Origin of the sequence: Arthrobacter sp. MYb224 (assembly GCF_002975455.1) — a bacterium.
GTDB lineage: Bacteria > Actinomycetota > Actinomycetes > Actinomycetales > Micrococcaceae > Glutamicibacter.
The window spans coordinates 207,844-229,702 of the sequence record NZ_PCPU01000005.1; the positions used below are offsets into that span (position 1 = coordinate 207,844).

At 61.8% G+C, this 21,859-nt stretch carries 17 protein-coding genes; 9 read left to right on the forward strand and 8 right to left on the reverse strand.

Annotated elements, in window-relative coordinates:
* Positions 1-10: 10 nt before the first annotated feature.
* On the forward strand, positions 11-1,117 hold the full coding sequence (locus tag CQ017_RS11545; RefSeq protein WP_105553833.1) for a YhcG family protein: 1,107 nt from the start codon (positions 11-13) through the stop codon (positions 1,115-1,117).
* 22 nt (positions 1,118-1,139) lie between these two features.
* Positions 1,140-4,334: a type I restriction endonuclease subunit R gene (locus CQ017_RS11550; RefSeq protein ID WP_219843937.1), complete on the forward strand. Its 3,195-nt coding sequence runs from the start codon at positions 1,140-1,142 to the stop codon at positions 4,332-4,334.
* Positions 4,335-4,409: 75 nt separating this feature from the next.
* On the opposite strand, the gene CQ017_RS11555 is transcribed toward CQ017_RS11550, so the two are convergent.
* The 3 genes from CQ017_RS11555 to CQ017_RS11565 all read right to left on the reverse strand — a co-directional run bounded on the left by CQ017_RS11555 (position 4,410) and on the right by CQ017_RS11565 (position 8,524).
* On the reverse strand, positions 4,410-5,162 hold the full coding sequence (locus CQ017_RS11555) for an SDR family oxidoreductase (RefSeq protein ID WP_105553835.1): 753 nt from the start codon (positions 5,160-5,162) through the stop codon (positions 4,410-4,412).
* 183 nt (positions 5,163-5,345) lie between these two features.
* Complete coding sequence (locus CQ017_RS11560; RefSeq protein ID WP_105553836.1) at positions 5,346-6,734, reverse strand: MFS transporter; 1,389 nt, start codon at positions 6,732-6,734, stop codon at positions 5,346-5,348.
* 377 nt (positions 6,735-7,111) lie between these two features.
* Positions 7,112-8,524, reverse strand: a complete 1,413-nt coding sequence (locus CQ017_RS11565) for an NAD(P)H-quinone dehydrogenase (RefSeq protein WP_096287563.1) — start codon at positions 8,522-8,524, stop codon at positions 7,112-7,114.
* Between the two features lie 114 nt (positions 8,525-8,638).
* On the opposite strand from CQ017_RS11565, the gene CQ017_RS11570 reads away from it, so the two are divergent.
* The 5 genes from CQ017_RS11570 to CQ017_RS11590 all read left to right on the forward strand — a co-directional run bounded on the left by CQ017_RS11570 (position 8,639) and on the right by CQ017_RS11590 (position 12,821).
* On the forward strand, positions 8,639-9,439 hold the full coding sequence (locus tag CQ017_RS11570; protein ID WP_096287565.1) for a purine-nucleoside phosphorylase: 801 nt from the start codon (positions 8,639-8,641) through the stop codon (positions 9,437-9,439).
* Between the two features lie 37 nt (positions 9,440-9,476).
* Positions 9,477-11,207 (forward strand): phospho-sugar mutase, encoded by a 1,731-nt coding sequence (locus CQ017_RS11575; protein ID WP_105553837.1) that lies wholly within the window; start codon positions 9,477-9,479, stop codon positions 11,205-11,207.
* Positions 11,208-11,263: 56 nt separating this feature from the next.
* A complete protein-coding gene (gene deoC / locus CQ017_RS11580) occupies positions 11,264-11,950 on the forward strand; it encodes a deoxyribose-phosphate aldolase (protein WP_096287569.1) in 687 nt (228 codons plus the stop codon).
* Positions 11,951-11,985: 35 nt separating this feature from the next.
* Positions 11,986-12,237 (forward strand): hypothetical protein, encoded by a 252-nt coding sequence (locus CQ017_RS11585; RefSeq protein ID WP_096287571.1) that lies wholly within the window; start codon positions 11,986-11,988, stop codon positions 12,235-12,237.
* 104 nt (positions 12,238-12,341) lie between these two features.
* Complete coding sequence (locus tag CQ017_RS11590) at positions 12,342-12,821, forward strand: tetratricopeptide repeat protein (protein ID WP_258133601.1); 480 nt, start codon at positions 12,342-12,344, stop codon at positions 12,819-12,821.
* A 59-nt stretch (positions 12,822-12,880) separates the two neighbouring features.
* Here the strand turns inward: CQ017_RS11590 and mfd are convergent, their stop codons facing one another.
* The gene (mfd, locus tag CQ017_RS11595; protein ID WP_105553838.1) at positions 12,881-16,507 is read right to left on the reverse strand and encodes a transcription-repair coupling factor; all 3,627 of its coding nucleotides are present in this window, start codon (positions 16,505-16,507) and stop codon (positions 12,881-12,883) included.
* A gap of 226 nt (positions 16,508-16,733) precedes the next feature.
* On the opposite strand from mfd, the gene CQ017_RS11600 reads away from it, so the two are divergent.
* The gene (locus CQ017_RS11600) at positions 16,734-17,228 is read left to right on the forward strand and encodes a DUF2505 domain-containing protein (RefSeq protein WP_096287575.1); all 495 of its coding nucleotides are present in this window, start codon (positions 16,734-16,736) and stop codon (positions 17,226-17,228) included.
* Between the two features lie 228 nt (positions 17,229-17,456).
* Positions 17,457-18,740 carry a Na+/H+ antiporter NhaA gene (gene nhaA / locus CQ017_RS11605; protein ID WP_258133602.1) on the forward strand — a complete coding sequence of 428 codons (1,284 nt, stop codon included), beginning with the start codon at positions 17,457-17,459 and terminating at the stop codon, positions 18,738-18,740.
* Positions 18,741-18,837: 97 nt separating this feature from the next.
* Here nhaA and sufU read toward each other — a convergent pair whose 3' ends face one another.
* The 4 genes from sufU to CQ017_RS11625 form a co-directional block, all read right to left on the reverse strand.
* Positions 18,838-19,290 (reverse strand): Fe-S cluster assembly sulfur transfer protein SufU, encoded by a 453-nt coding sequence (gene sufU / locus CQ017_RS11610; protein ID WP_105553840.1) that lies wholly within the window; start codon positions 19,288-19,290, stop codon positions 18,838-18,840.
* The gene (locus CQ017_RS11615) at positions 19,291-20,592 is read right to left on the reverse strand and encodes a SufS family cysteine desulfurase (RefSeq protein WP_105553841.1); all 1,302 of its coding nucleotides are present in this window, start codon (positions 20,590-20,592) and stop codon (positions 19,291-19,293) included.
* A 198-nt stretch (positions 20,593-20,790) separates the two neighbouring features.
* Entirely contained in the window at positions 20,791-21,372 is a 582-nt protein-coding gene (gene pth, locus CQ017_RS11620) for an aminoacyl-tRNA hydrolase (RefSeq protein WP_105553842.1), read from the reverse strand.
* A gap of 45 nt (positions 21,373-21,417) precedes the next feature.
* Entirely contained in the window at positions 21,418-21,702 is a 285-nt protein-coding gene (locus tag CQ017_RS11625) for a 50S ribosomal protein L25 (protein WP_105553843.1), read from the reverse strand.
* Between the last annotated feature and the right edge of the window lie 157 nt (positions 21,703-21,859).

Below are 21,859 nucleotides of genomic sequence, written 5' to 3' on the forward strand. Positions count from 1 at the left end.
GAGTTATTTCATGCATGAATCTCAGCCAACTGATTCCAGCGACCCGAGTAACATCGAGTTTTCGAATGTGCCAGCACGATCCTCCGTTCCACAGTGGTACGGCGACCTCCTGACGGCTGTTTCCGCGCGTATCGAGACTGGTCAAGCTCGTACTATTTCCGCGGTAAATCAGGGCCTAATCCACACCTACTGGGGAATTGGCGCCGAGCTCCTCGCCCGAGAAACCGAGGAAGGCTGGGGCGCACGTGTAGTGACGCGCTTATCTTCTGACTTGAAGGAACGGTTTCCTGACGCGCGTGGGTTCTCTCCGCGAAATCTCCGGTACATGAAATCGCTAGCCGAGGCATGGCCGGGCTCAGTAATGTTGCAAGCGCCGCTTGCAACATTACCTTGGTACCACCACATCGCTTTGCTAGAGAAACTTGATAATTCCGAGGCTCGGCTCTGGTATGCATCGCGAGCTATCGAAGAAGGCTGGTCCCGTAACTCCCTCGTCCACGAGATCGAGACGCACCTGCATGAACGTTCCGGTAAAGCAGTAACCAATTTCCACGACAGGCTTCCCGAATCGGCTGCCACTCTTGCCCAAGAGTCCATTAAAGACCCATACATCTTTGATTTTCTGTCACTGGGCAACCAACGCAACGAGCGGGACCTTGAGAACCAGCTCATCAAGCATGTCGAGCATTTCCTGCTCGAACTTGGCCGTGGATTCGCCTTTGTCGGCCGGCAAATGAGACTGGATATCGCCGGAGACGAGTTCTTCCCGGACCTGCTCTTCTACAATTTCAAGCTCCGCCGCTTTGTCGTCATCGAATTGAAAGTCACCAAATTCGAACCGGGCCACCTCGGACAATTGGGCATGTACATGAGCGCGGTAGACGACCTTCTCGCGCAGCCAGACGATGATCCCACCATCGGACTGCTCTTGTGCAAGACGAAGAACGAAGTCGTGGCCGAATACGCGTTGCGTGGGTTCAAATCCCCCATCGGAGTCGCCGAGTGGGCCACCGAAATCAAGGACTCCCTGCCGGCGGAGCTCGCCACCGGACTTCCAACCATCGAAGAGCTCGAATCCGAACTCGAAGATGCCCAACAGCTAGACCAGCAGTCCTAGGAAAGGATCCCTCATGAATTCGATGAACAACGAGGATGTCTGGGAAGGTATCACTCTCGAACGGCTCGGCGAAGAAGGCTGGGAGCCCAAGCACGGCAAAGACATTGCCCCTGGCACCGGCGAGCGCGACTCCTGGGATGAACTGGTGATCAAGCCGCGCCTGCTTGCCGCCTTGCGTCGGTTGAATCCTGGGGTGCCGGACCAGTATCTGCAGCAAGCCTTGGCTGAAATCATCGCTCCCAAATCCCAAGATGCCATTGCGGAGAACTACCGGGTCCACCGGATGTTCACCGAAGGCTACCGGTTGTCCTACTACGATGCCGACGGCACCGAGCACAACCCGACCCTGCGCCTGATGGGCATGGAGGAAACGGACAACCAGTGGCTTGCCGTCAACCAGGTCCGCCTCGTGCAGGGCGAGTACGAACGCCGTTTCGACGTAGTGCTCTACTGCAACGGCATGCCCGTGAGCATCATCGAGCTGAAGAAGGCCGGTGCGGTCTCCGCCACCGTGGCCACGGCCCACGCACAACTGCAAACCTATCTGCGCGAATTCCCGTTGGCCTTCCGCTTCTGCATGTTCACGCTCGCTTCCGACGGACTGGATGCACGGTACGGCACCCCATTTACCCCGCTGAACCATTTTTCGCCATGGAAGGTCGATGACGACGGGGTGCCGGTGGAAACCGGCCATGACCTCAGCGGTGAAGCGCCGCTGCCACTGGAAACCGCTCTATCCGGGCTTTACAATCCTTCCCGCTTCCTCCAGCTGCTCTTCTGGTACACCGCCTTCGACGGCGGCGAGGAGCTGCAAAAGCGCATCGCCAAGCCGCACCAGTACTTTGCCGTGGCGAAGGCGGTGGGCTCGACCATTACAGCGGTGAAGTCCACCGGCAAGGCCGGGGTGGTCTGGCATACCCAGGGCTCGGGCAAGTCCATGGAAATGGAGCTCTACGCCAACCGGGTGATGCGGCACGCCCAACTGAAGAATCCGACCATCGTGGTGATCACCGACCGAAACGAATTGGACGGCCAGCTCTTCGCCGGGTTCGAGCGCTCGCTGCTGCTCCCGGACACTCCCATGCAGATCCAACGGCGCAGCGACCTGCGCGCTGAACTGTCCAACCGGGTGACTGGCGGCATCTATTTCACCACCTTGCAGAAATTCGGCAAGACCAAGCGCGAACGCGAAACCGGACAAAGCCATCCATTGCTGTCGGACCGCAAGAACATCATCGTCATGGTGGATGAGGCCCACCGCAGCCACTACGACGATCTGGATGGCTATGCCCGCCACCTGCGCGATGCGCTGCCCGGTGCCACGCTCATTGCCTTCACCGGCACCCCGATTTCCTTCGAAGACCGCAACACCCGCGACGTGTTCGGCGACTACATCGACGTCTACGACCTGTCCCGGGCAGTGGACGACGGGGCTACCGTTCCGGTGTACTTCGAGCCGCGGCTGATCAAGGTGCAGCGCTCGGAAGAATTGAGCGAAGAGGACATCGACAATGCGGCTGATGAGGCCACCGTCGGTCTGGACGACACCGAACGAGTCAAGATCGAGCAATCGGTGGCCGTGGTCAATGCGGTCTACGGAGCCCCGGAGCGCATCGAGATGCTCGCCAAGGAAATCGTGGATCACTGGGAGGAGCGTCGGGCAACCATGTCCGGGTTCATCGCCGAACCGGAGGGAAAACCCACCTACGGCAAGGCCATGATCGTTGGCGGAACCCGGGAAATCTGCGCGAACCTCTACGCCGCGGTCGTCAGGCTTCGCCCGGACTGGCATAGCGATGAGTTGACCGCCGGCAAGATCAAGGTGGTCTATTCCGGGGATGCCACGGATGTGCCACCGGTGTCCACGCATGTCCGCCGCGACTCGCTGAACAATATTGTCAAGGCCCGGGTGAAGAACCCCGAGGACGAACTGGAATTGGTCATAGTCAAGGACATGATGCTCACCGGCTTCGATGCCCCGGCCTTGCATACCCTGTACCTGGACCGCCCGCTCAAGGGCGCCCTGCTCATGCAGACCCTGGCCCGCGTGAACCGCACCTTCCGCGGCAAGCAAGACGGGTTGCTGGTGGCGTTTGCCCCGTTGGCCGATAATCTGGCGGCGGCCTTGCAGGAATACTCCTCCACTGACCAGAAGCGCAAACCCGTGGGCCGCAACGTCGAGGAACTGGCGGTCCTCACCAAGCAGCTGATCGCCCAGATCGAAAAGATGCTGGCCGGTATCGATTGGCGGTTGCTGCGCAGCGGGCCTTCGGCCCGTTCCTGGCTCGGCGCGGTGCACAGCACGGTGAACTACCTGCGCGATCCGCTGACTCCAGGCAATCAGCCGGCCGAAGGAGAAGCCAGCCTCGCGGCTACCTATCGCGTCGCCTCTTCGGCCTTGGCGCGCGCCTGGTCGCTGTGCTCCGCCTCCGGCGCGGTGGATGAGCTGCGCGCAGATGTGCAGTTCTTCGAGGAAGTACGTGTCTGGATGGCGAAATTCGATGCGCAGGAGCGCCGCGCCAACGGGCGCCCGATTCCAAGCGAGATCCAGACGTTGCTGGGGAACCTCATTGCCCGGTCCACCGATGCCACCGGTGAGGTCTTGGACATCTACGAAGCCGCCGGAATGCCCAAGCCCAGCTTGGGCCAGCTCACCCCGGAGTTTGTTGCGAAGGCGAAGAAGGCCAAGAACCAGCATCTGGCCATCGAGGCCCTGCGTAAATTGGTAGCAGAGGAATCCATCAAGGTCACCGCGCACAACATGATTCGGCAGCGCGCCTTTTCGCAGCGCATCACCGAACTGATGCGCAAATACACCAACCAGCAACTCACCAGCGCGGAAATCATCGCCGAGCTGCTGGAGATGGCCGACGAAATCACCGATGAGGCCAGTCGTGGCGAACGCTTCGAGCCGCCGTTGGACTACAAGGAACTGGCGTTCTACGATGCCATCAGCCAGAACGAGTCCGCGGTCGATCTGCAAGGTCCGGGAATTCTTGCCGAGATCGCCCGACAGCTCGTCGCCATGATGAAAAGGGATGCCAAAACCGACTGGACCGTACGCGAAGATGTACGCGCCAAATTGCGCTCCCAAGTCAAACGACTGCTGGTGATCAACGGCTACCCGCCAGACCAGCAGCCCGAGGCCATCAAGCTCGTGATCGAGCAGATGGAAACCATGGCCCTGCGCGAGAACGCCGCCGCTAGGGTGCACTGATGCCTCATCCTGGCCTTCCTGCGTTGCTCCTGCTTTCCCGGCTGCTGCCGGCTCCGCGAAACCGCAATCGGGCTCTTACTGCCTTTGCTGTTCCTGCAGCCAGTCGGCAAAGGTCTGGGAGCCCAGCCGCGCGCCGGCTCCGGGCAGCAATGTGCCATCGCGCATGGCACGCCCCATAGGCCCGGGAATGGGTATTTCCATCACGCGCTTTGCCCTTCCGGTGGCGTGTTTGAGATAGGCCCGGACCAGATCCGCCATCTGCTCTTCGCGCGGCCCGGCGAGATCTGCCACCACGCCTTGCGGCTGGGCCACCGCAAGCTTCACCAATTCGGCGGCGACTTCGGCCGCCGCGATCGGCTGCGAACGCATGGCCGGAGCGAATTGCGCTGGGCCGAGGCCCAAACGGTCTTGCATTTGACCGGCGAACTCGTGGAACTGGGAGGTGCGCAGCAGGGTATATCCACCGGGCTGCGCCATCAGCAAACGCTCCTGAGCTGCCTTGCCCGCATAATACTGGGCGTCCACCGCCAAAGCGCCAATGATCGACAGCGCCACGTGATTGGCGCTGCCCACCGCGCGGCCGGCGGCCAGCAGGTTTTCGGTGACCTTCGTAAAGAAGTCCACCGCCGTGCTGGTGCGCATGCTTGCGGTGCCCGTGACGTCGATAACCGCGCCCACCCCTGCCATGGCTTGGGCCAGGCCGCGGCCGGTCAGCAAGTCCATGCCCGTTTTCCGGGTCAGTATCAGCGGCTGGTGACCGGCCATTTCAACTGCGGCCACCACGTGACGGCCGATAGTTCCCGTTCCACCTGCAATAGCAATCTTCATGGGCTTTCCCTATCTCGGATGCCTGCCACGTCAGCAAGCTCACCATGAGCACTGGCTCGTCTCTTTCCCTTCCGACTCTACGACAAGCTCCGCGGTTTTGATCCGCAAAAAGCAAAAGAAGGTGCGCAGGGAAATTCCTGGTGGAATTCTCTGCGCACCTTCGAAAACATTCGGGGACCGAGATTACTCGACGAATTCCTCCATGTCCATGTCCTTGGTCTCGCGGGTCAGGAAGAGCGCAACGAGCGTCAGCACCGCGGCGATGGCCAGGTAGATTCCGACGCCCATCGTGTTGCCCTTGCCTGCGCTCCACAGTGCGATGGCCACGAACGAAGCCGGAGCCGCACCGATCACCGAAGACATGTTGTAGGCAACTGCCGAACCGGTGTAGCGCACGTTTGAGGGGAACAGCTCGGGCAGGAACGAAGCCATCGGACCGAAGGTCAGGCCCATGAGCGTGAAACCGACGACCAGACCGGCCATCGCCGCGCCCTGCCCCGGACCGAAGAACAGGGTCCAGGCCAAGCCGAAGACCAAGATTCCGCTGGTAACCCAGATCAGGAACTTGCGGCGGCCGAACTTCTCGGCCAGTGGCCCGGAGACCACGGTGAAGATACCGAAGAATACGACGCCGATGATGAGCATGGTCAAGAAGGTTGGGCGTTCGATACCCAGACCCGGGACGAACCCTTCGGCGCTAAAGGTCTTTCCTGCGGCATCGGCGGCGGCCTGTCCCTGTTCAATCGTTGCCGCGGTGGTGCCGTAGGTCAGCGTGAACGAGGTCATCAGGTAGAAGAGCACATAGGTGGCAAGCATGATGAAGGTACCGGCCAAGGTTGGTCGCCAGTGGTTCTTCATGGTCACCGAGAATGGGGACTTCACCACCTTCTTCTCGTTGAGCACCTTCTGGAAGGACAACGATTCCACGAGCTTCAGACGCACCCAGAGGCCGATGATGACCATCACCGCGGAGAAGTAGAACGGAACGCGCCAGCCCCAGGCCAAGAACTGCTCTGCGGTCAGCGTGGTCTGCAGGACCACGAACATCAGGTTGGCCAGGATGAAGCCAACCGGTGCGCCGAGCTGCGGGAAAGTTCCGTAGATGGCGCGCTTGTTCTTCGGAGCGTTTTCGGTGGCAAGCAATGCGGCACCGGACCATTCGCCGCCCAAGGCCAGGCCCTGAGCGAAGCGCAGGATCACCAGCGCCGTAGGCGCAAGTACCGTCCAGTGGCCCTGTGCGGCGGGCAGGAAGCCCATCAGGAAGGTCGCGATACCCATCAGCAGCAACGAGGCAACCAGAGTTCCCTTGCGTCCCAGCTTGTCACCGTAGTGGCCGAAGACGATCGAACCGAGCGGGCGCGCGATGAATGCGACACCAAAAATGGCGAAAGAGGACAGGATGGCGTTGATCGCCGTGGCGTTGGGGAAGAACAGCGTTGGGAAAACCAATACCGACGCGGTGGCGTAGGCATAGAAGTCGAAGAACTCGACCGTGGTGCCAATCATGCTGGCGAACAGCACGCGCCCACGGGTGTTTTCCTTTGGCGCTACTGTCTGGTTAGCCTGCGACATGGCGGCGGCTCCTTCTGAAGTGCGAGTAAAGGCTCGTTTATGACTTCATAATGGTAAGCCGAAACGACCAGTATGTGGATATTTGTGTCCAATATTTGGACACATTTTTTATTCAACACCCACCTGGCCCAGTATTCGCCCCTGACTTGCGCGAAATGTGCTCCCGAATAGTGAGACGCGGCAATCGAACGCAGCGCATGCCCTATATCAAAAGACGAGCGGACTATGAAGTGCCCCACGAAAATATACTTCTGCGCCAATTTGCGGCAGTGGCCGTGCGCACCACCTGGCGCTGGCTTCCACCGGCCCTGACAGCGCGAAAAAGCCGGGCATTCCCGATTGCTGCTCAGGAACGCCCGGCTTATGCGGCAAGAGACCTAGATATGACGGTGCAAGCGGCGGGCGGCTTCGGCCAAAGAACCGGAGAGCGATGGGTAGACCGAGAAGGTCTCGGCTACATCATCCACGTGCAGGCTGTTCTGCACCGCAAGCGCCAGGGAGAAGATCAATTCACTGGCCCGCGGCGCGACGACAACGCCACCGATAACGGTGCCCGAGCCCTTGCGCGCAACGATCTTCACGAAGCCCTGCTCGACGTTCATCATTTTTGCGCGAGCGTTGGTATTCAGGTCAATCTTGATGATGTTCGCCTGGTACTTGCCCTCGGCGACCGCACGCTGCGAGACGCCGACGGTAGCGATTTCCGGGGAGGTGAAGACGTTCGAGGAGACCAGATTCAGATCGATCGGCTTCACCGAGTCGCCGAGCAGGTGGGCAACGGCAATGCGGCCCTGCATCGCGGCCACCGAAGCCAGGGCGAAGACACCGGTGCAGTCGCCAGCGGCGTAGACGTTGGTGACGGTAGTGCGCGAGACACCGTCCACCTTAATGTGGCCCGAATCGCTGAGCTGAACGCCGGCTTCCTCCAGGCCGAGGCCTTCGGTGTTCGGGATCCCGCCGACGGCTACCAGGCAATGGCTGCCTTCGAGCACTCGGCCATCGGCCAAGGTGACAAACACCTTGTCCCCCTTGCGCTCCACGCCTTCGGCGCGTGCTTGGGAAACGACGTTGACGCCGTTTTCCTTGAAGGCGTCCTCGAGCACGGCCGCGGCATCCGCGTCCTCGCCGGGAAGCACACGGTCACGCGAGGAGACCAAGGTCACCTTGGCGCCGAGCAGATTGTAGGCCGATGCGAACTCCGCACCGGTGACACCGGAGCCAACAACGATCAGGTGCTCTGGCACCTCGTTCATATTATAAATCTGGGTCCAATTGAAGATGCGCTCGCCATCTGGCTTGGCGGTAGGAAGTTCGCGCGGATGGGCGCCGACGGCAAGCAAGATGGCGTCGGCTTCGATCGACTGCTCCGAGCCGTCCGGGTGGCTTACCGCCACCGTCTTGCGGTCCACCAGGCGGCCGTCGCCGATCACGATACGCACCCCGGCACGCTCCAGGCCGGTGCGGATATCTCCGGACTGTTCCTTGGCCAAGGCCAGCAAACGGTGGTTGACCACCGAGAAGTCGGTCTGCGCATCGTTGATGCCCTCGATGTTGACACCGAAGGTTTCCGCATGCTGCACCCGGCGTACCGCGTCAGCGGTAGCGATGAGGGTTTTGGACGGCACGACATCCGTGAGGACCGCCGAACCACCCATCCCGGCACGCTCTACAACGGTGACATTGGCACCTAGCTGGGCGGCTCCCATGGCAGCTTCATAGCCACCTGGTCCGCCACCAAGGATTACTAAACGGGTTGCTTTATTCCTACGATCTGCGCTCACCTTTCCCATTGTTCACCATGCACCGGATTTGCGCACATCACGATCGAGTGAATTTCGCCCCGTTGCCACCGTTGCCACCTGACAAAGGGGCTACCTACCGGTAGCGTATTTCACGTGAATGATATGCAAAACGACCCACAGGCGTTGGCGGCACAGGCCGCCCAGGTAATTGCCGAGCAGACGAACGTCGAAAAGCACGACATCGCTCTGGTCCTAGGCTCCGGTTGGGGCCAGGCCGCCGAGCTGATCGGCGAGACCACCCACACCCTGGATGCCGCCAACATCCCCGGGTTCCATGCCCCGGCCGTACCCGGCCACCGCGGCAGCATTTCCTCGATCCTGACCGAAACCGGCAAGCGCGTGCTGGTCCTTGGCGCGCGCACCCACTATTACGAGGGGCGCGGCGTCCGTTCGGTAGTGCACCCGATCCGCACCGCTGCCGCTGCCGGCTGCACCCAAGTGGTGCTGACCAATGGCTGCGGCGGGCTGAATCCGGCATGGACTCCGGGTACCCCGGTGCTGATCTCGGATCATCTGAACCTCACCGCCGCCTCCCCGTTGGAAGGCGCCACCTTCGTGGACCTGACCGACCTCTACTCCTCGCGCCTGCGCGAGGTGGCCCGCGAGGTCGACCCGACCCTGGACGAAGGCGTGTACGCCCAGTTCACCGGCCCGCACTACGAGACCCCGGCCGAGGTGCGGTACGCCAAAACCATCGGCGCCGATCTGGTGGGCATGTCCACCGCGCTGGAAGCCATCGCCGCCCGCCATGCGGGAATGGAAATCTTCGGCATCTCGCTGGTGACCAACCTGGCCGCCGGCATCAGCCCGGTTCCATTGAGCCACGAAGAGGTGATCGAGGCCGGCCAGGCTGCCGGCCCGCGCATCTCGAAGCTCCTGGCGCAGATCATCGCCCGGCTCTAGGCGAGAATCAACTTCACTTTTCGAGGCTAGGAAAACGATGAACCACACCGAGAAAATCCAGCTCCTCGCGCGGGCGGCCCATTGGGCGGCGCAGGATCCGGATGCGGCTACCGCCGAAGAACTCCAGCAGCTGATCTCCCGGGTCGAATCCGGGGATGCAATCGCCATGGAGGATCTTGCCGAGCGCTTTTCCGGCGTGCTCGAATTCGGAACCGCCGGGTTGCGTGCCGAGCTCGGCGCCGGCCCCATGCGGATGAACCGGGTCGTGGTCCTGCGCACCGCCGCCGGGATCGCCCGGTTCCTCAGCGAACGGGCCGCAGGCGCCTATGCGCCCAAGGTCGTGATCGGTTTCGACGCGCGCTACAACTCGGAGGTGTTCGCCGTGGATTCGGCGGCGGTCTTCACCGCCGCCGGCTTCGAGGTCCTGCTCATGCCTTCGGCACTGCCGACCCCGGTGCTCGCCTGGGCGGTGCGCACCTTCTCCGCGGAGGCCGGAGTCATGGTCACCGCGAGCCACAACCCGCCCCGAGATAACGGCTATAAGGTGTATGTCGGCGGCAGGGTGGCCGACGAGGTGGGCCGCGGCGCGCAGATCGTCTCCCCCATCGATGAGCAGATCGCGGAGCTCATCGATCCGAACCAGCCGGTGGCGCAGATTGAGCGTCTGCCCTCCGGGTGGACGGTGCTTCCAGGCTCCGGCCAGGACGGAGACATCGAGGCGGCCTACCTGGATTCGATCGGCAAGGTGATTGATCCGGCGGATGAAGCCCGCGCGCTGCACCGCAAGCAGCTGAAGGTGGTGGTCAGCGCCATGCACGGCGTCGGCGGTCACACCATGCGCCAAGCCTTGCGCAACGCGGGATTCACCGATGTGCATATGGTCCCCGAGCAGGAGCACCCCGATCCGGATTTCCCGACGGTGAAATTCCCCAATCCCGAAGAGCCCGGGGCCATCGATTTGTCCCTGGCCCTGGCGCGCAAACTCGGCGCAGATCTGGTCATCGCCAATGACCCCGACGCGGATCGCTGTGCCGGTGCCATCCATGACGGCACCGCGTGGCGCATGCTGCGCGGCGACGAAGTGGGCTGGCTGCTCGGAGACCAGCTTTCGCGCACCCTCCCGGCGGAACAGAAGCTGGCGAATTCCATCGTCTCCTCGCGCATGCTCGCCGCAATTGCCAAGGACAGCGGGCGCGAACACGAGGAAACCCTCACCGGTTTCAAGTGGATCTCGCGGGTGGAGAACCTCGGCTTCGGCTACGAAGAAGCACTGGGCTACTGCGTGGCTCCGGGGCTCGTGCGCGACAAGGACGGAATGTCCGCGGCGCTGGTGCTCGCAGACCTGGCGGCGGAGCTCAAGGCCGGCGGCAGCAGCATCCAGGGGCGCCTGGACGAGCTGGCGGCCCAACACGGCGTGCACGTCACCGACCAGCTTTCCCTGCGCTTCACCGACCTGTCGCAGATCCCGGTGCTGATGGACAAGATCCGCACCAGCGCCCCGGCGGAACTCGCCGGAGCGGCGGTCACCGAGGTCACCGACCTGTCCCGCGGCACCGAAAAGCTGCCGGCAACCAACGCAATGGTGCTGCACACCTTTACCGGGGCGCGCGTCATAGTCCGCCCCTCGGGCACCGAACCCAAGCTCAAGTGCTACCTCGAAACCGTGGAGCACGCAGATGACTTGGCCGGCGTGCCTGCCGCACGGGCGCGTGCCACCGAACAGTGTCTGGCCCTAAAGCGCGAACTCGAAGCGTTCCTGAACGAATAAATTGTTCGTGCAGGACCTGCTCAAAAACTAGGTAAGAGAACGAACAGAGGATCAAGATGAGTGAACTGAGCGCCCGCGACATTGCCGGCTTTATCGACCACACCCTGCTGGCACCGAACGCTTCACGCGAACAGATCGTGACGATCTGCGAGGAAGCCAAGAAGTATGAGTTCAAGTCCGTCTGCGTGAACCCGCTGTGGGTGTCCACGGTCTCCCGCGAGCTCTCCGGCTCCAACGTCTTAACCTGTTCGGTGATTGGCTTCCCGCTGGGCACCTCCACCACCGACACCAAGGTCTTTGAAACCCGCACCGCGGTAGCCGACGGCGCCAACGAGATCGACATGGTGATCGACGTGGCTGCGGCGCTGCGTGGTGATGGCGACGCGCTGGTTAACGAGATCTTCGCCATTGCCCAGGCAGCCCACGAAGGTGGCGCGATCTTGAAGGTCATTATCGAAACCTGCCTGCTTACCGAGGAGGCCAAGGTTCTGGCCTGCGAGGCAGCCAAGGCCGCGGGCGCCGATTTCGTGAAGACTTCCACCGGGTTCTCCACCGGCGGCGCCACCGTGGAAGATGTCGCCTTGATGCGCAAGACCGTCGGCCCTGGTCTGGGGGTCAAGGCTTCGGGCGGTGTGCGCAGCGTGGAAACCGCCCGGGCCATGATTGCCGCCGGCGCAACACGTCTCGGTTCCAGCTCCGGAGTTGCTATCCTAGAGGGAGAGCAAAGCGGGTCCAGCTACTAAGGCACCGCACCCATTCGTTTCCTCAAGGAGAAAAAGTGTACTCGAACGGCAAGAACACCGCCCACTCTGGTGAAGGTCGCCTCGTTGGCAACATCGTTAATACCGTGATCTTCCTGGTGCTGTTCTCGGCTGGCATCTACGCCCTGTCCTACTGGACCTTGGAGACCGCTTGGTGGCCAACCATCGCATGCTTCGTGCTGTCGTTCGGCGCCTTCGCGATTCCGATGCACCTGATGGGACGTTCGGACTCCATCGCCGTGGCTGCCGCAGCTAACACCGCCAAGTAAGTAAAGCTTGAGCTAGGGGGAGGTCTTCGGGCCTCCCCCTTTTTCGCGCCCCGTCCGGCCAAGGCTGCTTGCTTGGGCTTGGATTGCCAGACTAGTCTCAAGCCATGACCGGCAGCTGGCAAGAACGTATCGAATTATTCTGGAACACCGCAGGGACTAAAAATCCAGATGCCCTGCGCAATGAGCTGGCGCAACTACTGGCGCAAAAGCCAGCCGATGATGCTGAGGCCCTTTTTGAACGAGCCTCGCTGCACGATTATCTGGGCGAGGAGGCCCTGGCCGTCGGCCCCTACCGCGCGGCGATTGCCGGGAGATTGAGCGAGCAGAAACTGAGCGAAGCGCGAATCCAGCTGGCCAGCACCCTGCGCAATTTGGGAGAGGTCCGGGAAGCCATCGAATTGCTCCGTATGGTCGGCCCGGATTCTTCCTTGCACCGTGATGCCCAAGCGTTTCTCGCCTTGGCCTTGCATGATGCCGGTGAAGGCTCCGCGGCCCTTCAGGTCGCCTTGCAGGCATTGGCTCCGAGCCTGGAACTCTATGCCCGGCCGGTGCACGCCTACGCGGCCGAATTGCGCACCAGCTGACCGATGGCCGGGATCCCAGAATCCAGTTCTGGAATCCCGGCCATCGATTTGCTCGAGGCCTACTTTTTCGCTTCGGCCGCCGCTGGTGCCGCCGGCGTCGGCTCGAAGATTCCATAGAGCATGCGCTCGGCCCATTCAAGGATCGCCTCGTCGGCAAGGTCCTTGCCGCCCACCGGCGACGTCCGCGGCTTCGGGATGAAGATTGCGTTCAAGGCGGGCTTGTTCGCGGCCCCTGGGTAGAGGCGTTCCAAACGGACCTGACGCGAGGCCGGAAGGTCTCCGATCTTCGCCGGTGACACCTTGATGTGGTTCCCGATCTGCTGGATGTCACGCAGCCCCACCGCGCGTGCCCTCACGCGCAGCGCCGCGACACGCATCAGGTTCTCTACCGGCTGCGGCAGCTTGCCATAACGGTCCTCGAGCTCCTCGCGGACCTCGGCGAGCGCTTCGGCGGTTTCGGCTCCGGCGATATTGCGGTAGGCCTCCAAACGCAGCCGTTCACCCGGCACGTATTCGTGGGGCAGGTGCGCATTGACCGGAAGATCAATTTTCATTTCGGTGGCTTCTTCTTCGCCTTCGCCCTTGAAGTCGGCTACCGCCTCGCCGACCAGGCGCAGGTAGAGGTCGAAGCCGACCCCGGCGATATGTCCGGACTGCTCCCCGCCAAGCAAGTTGCCCGCTCCGCGCAATTCAAGATCCTTCATCGCCAACTGGTAGCCCGAGCCGAGCTCGTTATGCGCTGCCACAGCCTTCAGCCGCTCCAGCGCCACCTCGCCGAGCGGCTTCTCCACATCCCAGAGGAAGTAGGCGTAGGCGCGCTCGCGGGCACGTCCCACACGCCCGCGAAGCTGGTGAAGCTGGGAGAGCCCGTAGTTGTTCGCCCGGTCCACGATCAGCGTGTTGGCGTTCGAGATGTCCAGGCCGGTTTCGATGATGGTGGTGGAGACCAGCACATCGAACTTCTTCTCCCAGAAGTCCTGGATGATTCGTTCCAGCCGCGATTCGCTCATCTTGCCGTGCGCCACCTCGACGCGCGCCTCGGGAACCAGTTCGCGCAGCTCCGCGGCGACCCGGTCGATGGAGGAGACCCGGTTGTGCACGAAGAACACCTGGCCGTCGCGCATCAGCTCTCGGCGGATCGCGGCGGAGATCTGCTTATCGCTGCGCGGTCCGACGAAGGTCAGCACCGGATGGCGCTCCTCCGGAGGCGTGGCCAGCGTCGAGGTCTCGCGGATGCCGGTCAGGCTCATTTCCAAGGTGCGCGGGATTGGCGTGGCGCTCATCGCCAGCACATCCACGTTGGTGCGCATCTTCTTCAGCTCTTCCTTGTGTTCCACACCGAAGCGCTGTTCCTCGTCGATGACCACCAACCCGAGGTTCTTGAACTGGACCGTCTTGGACAGTAGCCGGTGGGTGCCGATCACGATATCGATCGAGCCGTCCTTGAGCCCGGCAAGGATTTCCTTGGATTCCTTGGCCGTCTGGAAACGGGAAAGCGACTTCACCCGCAGCGGGAATCCCGAATAGCGTTCGGTGAAGGTCTGGTGGTGCTGGGAGGCAAGCAGCGTGGTTGGCACCAAGATGGCCACTTGCTTGGAATCCTGGACCGCCTTGAACGCGGCACGGACCGCGATCTCGGTCTTGCCGAAGCCCACGTCACCGGAGATCAGCCGGTCCATGGGGATCTCGCGCTCCATGTCCTGCTTGACCTCGTTGATGGCGGTGAGCTGATCCGGGGTCTCGATATAGGCGAAGGCCTCTTCGAGCTCGTTCTGCCACGGGGTGTCCGGGCCGAAGGAGTGGCCGCGGCTGGCCATCCGCGCCGAGTACAGCTTGATCAGGTCCCCGGCGATCTCCTTGACCGCCTTGCGGGCCTTTGACTTGGTGCTGGCCCAGTCCGAGCCGCCCATCTTGGACAGGCTTGGCGCTTCGCCTCCCACATAGCGGGTGACCAGGTCCAGCTGCTCCATCGGAACGAAGAGCCGGTCCCCCGGTGCCCCGCGCTTCGAAGCGGAGTATTCCACCACGAGGTATTCGCGTTTGGCATCCTTCGAGGAGCCGGACACCTTGCGTGCCACCAATTCCACGAATTTGCCGATGCCGTGCTGCTCGTGCACGATGTAGTCGCCGGTTTGCAGGGACAGCGGATCCACCGCATTGCGCTTGCGCTTGGCACTGAGCTTGCGCGTCTTGCGGCTGCCATAGGCGCTCGAACGCCCCAACAGGTCGGCCTCGGTCAGCAACCCGAATTTCAGCTCGTCAAAAACGAAGCCGCGCCCCGCGGTGGCCTGCGTGATTTCGATGAGTCCCGCCGTGGGCAGCTCGCTGAGCTCCGGGACACGGTGCGCCGGGATCTGGTATTCCTGGAAAAGTTCAGACAGCCGCGCCGCCGGGCCCGGGCCTTCGGTGGCCACCACCAAGCGCCACCCGTCCTTGACCCGGCCGGAGAGGAATTCCATCATCGCTTCGATGTCGCCTTGGTAGCCGCGTGGCTCGCGGGCCTCGACTCGGATGGTCGCCGCGCCTAGGCCAAGATCTTCATCCGCACCCAGCGAGGTCAGCGACCACCAAGAGACCTTGGCGTCCTTGGCATGCTCAACGGTTTCGGCCAGCGAGGCGAAGTCTCCGGAGGCGAGCTTGCGTCCGGATTCCGCGGTGCTCAGATCCAATGGCGCCGCCGCGCCGTCGGAGGCCGAGGCCCACGCCGCGGCGAGGAATTCAGCGTTGGTCGCGTTCAGGTCGTGGGCGCGGGAGCGGACTCGCTCGGGTTCCATCACCAGTGCGATGGACGAGGCCGGAAGCAGCGAGAGCAACGGCACCATCTCATCCACCAGCAGCGGCGCCAGGGATTCCATGCCTTCCACCGCTATGCCGCCGGCAATTTTGGTCAGCATTTCCGTCGCCGCGGGGAAGTTCGCCTTGAGGTTGGCGGCCCGGCTCATCACCTGCGGGGTAATGAGCATTTCGCGGCAGGGAGTGGCCACGATCTTGGCTGGAGCCTCGCCTTCCAAGGAACGCTGATCGGCGATCGAGAAGTAGCGCATCGAATCGATCTGCTCGCCGAAGAAGTCGATGCGCACCGGATGCTCGAGAGTTGGCGGGAAGACGTCGATGATGCCGCCGCGGACGGCAAATTCGCCGCGATGAGTGACCATGTCCACCCGGGCATAGGCCGCCGCGGCCAGATCCCTGATGACGCTTTCGAAGCCCGGCTCCGCGTCGAGCTCGAGCTCCACCGGGCGCAGCTGCCCCAATCCGGAGACCAGCGGCTGGAGCACCGCGCGAATCGGCGCGATGATGACCTTCAGCGTCGGGTCTCCGTCGTGCAGCCGACGCAGGACTTCCAGGCGACGGCCCACGGTATCGCTGCGCGGGGAGAGCCGCTCATGGGGCAGGGTCTCCCAGGAAGGGAACTCCGCAATCTGCTCTGCGGGCATGTATGCGGTCAGGGAGGCCGAAACATCCTCGGCCTCACGCCCGGTGGCGGTCACGATCAGCATGATCGACTGCTCTTGCCCGGAGAAGAGCCCCTCGGCGACGTGGGCGCCGAGAATCGCGCGCATCCCCGGCGGGGCGGCGATCTCCAGCTCTTCGCTGCGGGCGTTGAAGGCCAACGAGGCGCCTTGCTGGATTCGCCTAAATGACGGTTCCTCGCGCAGGAAATCATGAAGTCCGCTCAGGCTCATGTTGCTTAAAGTTCCTCTCCTGAAGGCAAAATATCCGGTAGCGCACCACAAACAACGACCGCAAAATGTTTCCGCGGTCGGCGCAATGCCAATATGTTGTTTTATGCGGCCTTCCTAGCCTACCTAACCTGAGGGAACCGATAGGGTTAATAACGACCAGAACCGGCACGGAACACAAGATTGTTCTGCACGACCGCCGAACCTTTCAAGAACGGGATTCGTATTCATGGCATTGAACGCAAGCACGCAGATCGCGCACCCTGCAGACAAGGTCATCGCGACCTTGGCCGATCGCGGTTTCGCCGAGCATCTGACCTCGCTCGCCAAGGGCACGTTGACGAGTTTCACCGTTGAGGGCGACACCAATAGCGCCTTCACGCTGACCACCGTCCGCGCGCTGCCCACCGACCGCGTGCCGGACTTCGCCCGTAAATTCGTGGGCGCTTCCATTGATGTCACGCAGGTCGAGCAGTGGAGCGCACCGGATGCAGCAGGCAATCGTTCGGCTTCGGTGAAGATCAACGTGGCAGGCGTCCCGGTGTCGGTCTCCGGCACCGAATCGTTGAGCCCAGCCGGTGAGCAGAGCGAATTCGCTATCGATGCGAAGGTTTCCTCGTCGATTCCGTTCATCGGCGGCAAGCTTGCCTCCGCTGCGGAGCCGTACCTGGGCAAGGCGCTGAACATGCAGGCCGCTCAGGTCAATGAGTGGCTTTCGCGCTAACCGCCGTCAAGAACCAGCGGCAAGATCCCGGGTCGGTGTGAAGATGCGCTCACCCGGGATTTTGTGGTTCGAGCCACGTTTCGCGCTAGTGTTAAAGTCAGGTGTGCCGGGAAGTCTGGTCGGCGAACAAATTTTCATTTATCGAAGTAAGCGAGTTCAACAATGACTCCAACGCCCTCTTCAGGTTCGCCAAGGAACCTGTTTTCGCGCCCAAGCTACAAAGAGTCGGTGCGCATTGGAGATATCCTGCGCAAGGAAACCGTCGGCGGCATGGTCCTCATCGCTGGCGCGATCCTCGCTCTCATTTGGGCCAACACGCCGATGCGCGATTCCTATTTTGCGCTGCGTGATTTTCATTTCGGGCCCACCCTCTTCGGTGTCGACCTGAATCTTTCCATCGGCCACTGGGCAGCCGATGCCTTGCTGGCGGTGTTCTTCTTCCTGACCGGTCTGGAATTGAAGAAAGAATTCGTCATTGGCGATCTGCGCAACGTCAAAACCGCGGCGGTCCCGGTCGCCGCTGCCTTCGGTGGCGTGCTGGTTCCGGCGTTGGTCTTCGTGGCTATTGCCGCCGGCTCCGGAGGCGGCACCGAGCTGCTCCGCGGCTGGGCGATCCCCACGGCAACCGATATCGCTTTCGCCGTCGCGGTTCTTGCCGTCATCGGTTCGGCTCTGCCGGCCGCGCTGCGCATCTTCCTGCTGACCCTCGCGGTGGTTGATGACCTGATCGCCATCGTCATCATCGCCTTCGTCTTCACCGACGAGCTCAAGCTGGCCTACCTCGGGCTGGCCCTGATTCCGATCATCCTGTTCACCGTGCTGGCCCGCTCCCTGGGCAAGTTCTTCGCCAAGCGCGCCTGGGCGGCGTGGGTGATCCTGTTGCCGCTGGGCGTCATCACCTGGATCTTCATCTTCGGCTCGGGTATTCACGCAACCATCGCGGGCGTGGTTCTGGGCTTCTGCATCCCGGTCAAACGCACCGACGGCCGCGAAGGCTACGGTTTGTCCGAACTCTTCGAGCACCGGTTCCGTCCGCTCTCCTCCGGTTTCTGCATCCCGATCTTCGCATTCTTCGCCGCGGGTGTCACGGTGGTTTCCTCCGAATCCGGCGGCGGCGGGCTGTTCACCGACCCGGTGCTCTGGGGCATCGTGCTTGGCTTGGTGCTCGGCAAGCCGATCGGCATCATGGGCTTCACCTGGTTGCTCACCAAGTTCACCAAGGCGTCTCTGGACAAGGACGCCAAATGGGCTGACCTGTTCGGCGTGACACTGCTGGCGGGCATCGGCTTCACCGTCTCCTTGCTGGTCTCCGAGCTATCTTTCGGATTGGAATCGGAGCACTACGAGCATGCAAAGGTCGCAATCCTGGCCGGCTCCTTCATCGCCGCGATCCTCGGCGCCTTGTGGCTGATTCCGCGCAACCGTGGGTACAAGATCATTGCCGCCCGCGAAACACGCGATGACAACAAAGACGGCATCCCGGATGTTTACCAGCCCGGTGACAAAGACTAGCTCTGTTTGACGAAGAAACCCTTGCTCGGCACATTGAAAATGTGCGGAGCAAGGGTTTCTTTATATCTAGAGGCTCTGGCGCTGCCCTGAGATCCGCTCAGGCGTTGGCACCCAGCATGGCTGCTTCGGCTGCCACCCAGGCGAGCATGGCGCACTTAACGCGTGCCGGGAACTTGGAGACACCAACGAATGCCGCAGCGTCTTCCAGCACGTCCTCGTCCGGAACCATGGTGCCCCGCGAGCGCATCATTTCACGGAAGACTTCCAGCTTGTCCAGGAATTCATCCTTGGTCATCTCCGGGAGCATCTCGCTGAGCACCGAGGCGGAGGCCATGGAGATGGAACAGCCGTCTCCTTCCCAGCTCATCGCCGTGAAATGCGCGTCGCCATCCAGAGCCACGCGGACACGGATCTGATCTCCGCAGATGGGATTGTGCTGGTGCGATTCGCCATGCAGTTCGCCGTCTGCCGGGTCGACCAAGGGCGAGCCGAAACGACGCCTGGCATGGTCGAGGATGACCTGTTGGTACAGCTGATCTAGCTCGTTCATTTAAACTCCAAAGTATTCACGCACGGAGGCAACGGCCTCGATCAGCGCGGTAACGTCCTGCTCGGTGTTGTAAAGGTAGGTGCTTGCACGAGTCGTGGCAGATACTCCCAGGGCACGGTGCAGCGGCTGGGCGCAATGGTGTCCGACGCGCACGGCGATGCCGCGCGAGTCCAGGAACTGGCCCACATCATGCGGGTGGACCCCGATGACTTCGAAAGGCACGGTGCCGATGCGTTTGATGCCGGAGGGACCGAAAACGCGCACGCCTTCCAGCTTGGACAGTCCCTCGAAGAGCATGGCCCCGAGGTGTTCCTCCCAGGCGGCAATGCGGTCCATGCCGATCTCGTCCAAGTAGCTGGCGGCGGTAGCCAGGCCGTGGACCTGCGCGATGCGCTGCGTCCCGGCTTCGAAGCGCTGCGGCGACGGGAGAAATTCGGCATGCTCCATATCGACCACGGTGATCATCGATCCGCCGGTCAGGAACGGCGGCATGGCGTCCAGCAGCTCGGCACGACCGTAGAGGCCGCCGATGCCTGTTGGGCCGAGCATCTTATGTCCGGAGAAGGCCATGAAGTCCACGTCCAGGGCCTTCACGTCAACGGGCATATGCGGGACCGACTGGCATCCGTCCAGCACCGTCAGTGCTCCGACCTTCCGCGCGGCGGTGACAAAACGCGCGACGTCCGTGATGGTGCCCAGGACGTTGGACACATGGGTGAAGGCCACCAATTTGGTCTTCTCGTTGATCAGCTCGTCGAGCAACTCATAGCGCAGTGCGCCGTGCTCGTCGACCGGCACGTAACGCAAGGTCGCGCCGGTGCGGAAAGCCAATTCCTGCCAAGGGATCAGGTTTGCGTGGTGCTCGATCTCGGTCACCAGGATCTCATCGCCGGCACCGATCCGGAAGCGTGCGGAAGACTCGCCGCCGCGGCCGAGCGAGGCGTTGGAAAGCGAGTAGGAGATGAGGTTCAACGCTTCGGTGGCATTGGAGGTCCACACCAGTTCGTTGCTGCGCGCGCCGATGAACTTGGCCACGGTCTCGCGTGCCTGCTCGAAAATATCGGTGGCTTCAACGGCGAGGGTATGCGCACCGCGGTGCACTGCCGAGTTGGCGTTCTCGTAGTAATGCTGCTCGGCTTCGTAGACGCAGCGTGGCTTCTGGCTGGTCGCTCCGGAGTCCAAATAGATGAGCTCGGTGCCGTTGACCTGGTGCTCCAGGATTTCAAAGTCTGCTTTGATCCGTGCGACCTCTGCTTGAGAGAGCGCTTCGGTGGTTTCTGGGTGACCGGTAACCGTCTGCACGTGGTCCTCCGAGGTAATGGATGTGGTTTGCCAGATCGCTTAAGCTGATTAGGCAAAGGGTACATTAGCTAATTATTCCACTCTAGATCGCAGATCACATCTAAGTAAGTCCTTAGTTAGCAACCCCTCAGCAAAGGCAAAACGGCCAGAACCCCTGCCGCAGTGGCAAAAATTCTGACCGCTTTGATCGCAATACGATTAAGAAGTGTGAAACTTCTCCTGCGCCGCGTCCAACCCGGAGGACATCAACAGTTCGACGGCGTCCGCCGAATTATCGATCAGAAACGGCAAAACTTGCTTTTCGGTTTTCGAGAAGTCCTGCAGCACCCAGTCCGCGGTATCCATGCGCCCGGAGGGACGTCCCACGCCGGCACGAACGCGAAGATAGTCCTTGGAGCCCATGGCCTTGGAGATATCGCGCAGTCCGTTGTGGCCGCCTTCTCCCCCGCCGCGCTTGAGCTTGACCGTATCGAAGGGAATGTCGATCTCGTCGTGGACGACGATCAATTTTTCGATCCCGATGCCAAAGAATTTGGCGAGGTTCGCGACCGGTCCACCGGAGAGGTTCATGTAGGTCAGGGGTTTGGCCAAGACGATGCGGGGTCCGCCGATGCCTAGCCGGCCCTGGATAATCTGGGCACGCGAGGAATGGGTTTTGAATTTAGAGCCGGAACGTTGTGCCAACTCGTCGAGCACCATGTGCCCGATATTGTGCCTATTGCCAGCGTAGCCGGGCCCGGGATTCCCGAGCCCGGCTACCAGCCAAGTGTCATTGCTCATGAGTCTTAGCTACTAAAAGCTGTATTGCAGTTCCGAAGAGTGCAATTACGCAGCGATCAGCAGGTCCATGTGATCAACGGTGCGGTTGATGGCGTGGACCTGAACATCCTTGATCGAGGTGGTTACTTCCTTGCCCTCGATGTTCAGAACCAGCTGAACGCTGCGGTCACGGATGGCCAGGGTGGTCTCGTGGATTGGCAGCAGGATGTGCTGTGGCTCGGAGCCTGCACCGTAGATGACTGCTGGGATCATGCCGTCGCGGCGGGCCTGACGGGCTGCGCCCTTGCCGAAATCGGAACGGACTACGGCGTCAAGGTTGACAGATGCCATGATGAATCTCCTTAGAGTAAATGAATGCTACTTCTTACGCCCTGCGTGGACCTGGGAAGCATCCATCATCTGGAGATGAAAGAGCTTTTCCGGCCTTGTCGATAACGGCTACATCAAAAAAGATGTTTCCCTCGCCTGGGCACAATGAGTAATTCTA